The sequence below is a fragment of the Mesorhizobium sp. Cs1299R1N3 genome, assembly GCF_037179625.1.
Classification (GTDB): domain Bacteria; phylum Pseudomonadota; class Alphaproteobacteria; order Rhizobiales; family Rhizobiaceae; genus Mesorhizobium; species Mesorhizobium salmacidum.
The window spans coordinates 1-435 of sequence record NZ_JAPYKQ010000080.1 but is presented as its reverse complement, the minus strand read 5'-3'; the positions used below and the strand labels follow the sequence as shown (position 1 = coordinate 435).

Here is a 435-nt window from a genome sequence, read left to right as displayed (position 1 = left end):
ACGGGCTGTCCGACGCGGCCTGAACCGTTCAGAGGCGCCAGGCGCGCAGCCGCCGGACCGTCTCGACGCAATCGGCCTCCGAGCCCGCGAACGAGATGCGCAGGTGCCGGTGACCCTGCGCGGCATCGAAGTCGAGGCCCGGCGTCACCGCGACGCCGGCCTCCTCCAGCATCCGCCGGCAGAAGCCGCCCGCGTCGTCGGTGAGCGCGCCGATGTCGGCGTAGAGGTAGAAGGCGCCGTCCGCCGGGTGCGTGCGGCCGAAGCCGAGGCCGGGCATGGCGTCGAGCAGGATCGAGCGGTTGCGGGGGTAGCACTCGCGCACCGCCGCCAGCTCGTCGCCGGCCTCGAAGGCCGCGAGCGCGGCGACCTGCGAGAGGTAGGGCGCCGAGATGTAGAGGTTCTGCGCGAGCCGCTCCACCGGCCGCACCAGCGCCT

At 74.3% G+C, this 435-nt stretch carries 1 protein-coding gene; it reads right to left on the bottom strand.

Translation table 11 applies throughout. The annotated features are described in order from the left end of the window. Positions 1-28: 28 nt before the first annotated feature. Positions 29-435 (bottom strand): aminotransferase class I/II-fold pyridoxal phosphate-dependent enzyme (locus O7B34_RS32040; RefSeq protein WP_337149748.1); only part of this gene is annotated, 407 nt, incomplete at its 5' end.